We start from the raw sequence: 251 nt of genomic DNA on the forward strand, positions 1-251 counted from the left end.
TTCAGGAACTGGTTTATCACCGTTCTGACACTGAACAGAACAAGGCTGCATTCTTCCCTGACAGTGTGACTGATCTTCAGAACTACGCCGTGGTGTCTCATGCACCCATCAAGGTGACGGAGATTACCAATAGCGGTTCTGCTGCTATTGGTGTCCCTATCGGTACTGATGTGGAACTTGAGATCGGTATCACGCCGGTCAATGCCTACAATCAGGAACTGATGGTCACATCGTCTGACCACAAGGTTGCC

1 protein-coding gene is annotated in these 251 nt (G+C 49.8%); it reads left to right on the forward strand.

Features of this window, described 5'->3' with window-relative positions; all coding sequences use genetic code 11:
• Positions 1-251 (forward strand): hypothetical protein (locus Q5762_RS39140; protein ID WP_315897083.1); only part of this gene is annotated, 251 nt, incomplete at both ends.

Source organism: Streptomyces sp. P9(2023) (genome assembly GCF_032436795.1).
GTDB lineage: Bacteria > Actinomycetota > Actinomycetes > Streptomycetales > Streptomycetaceae > Streptomyces.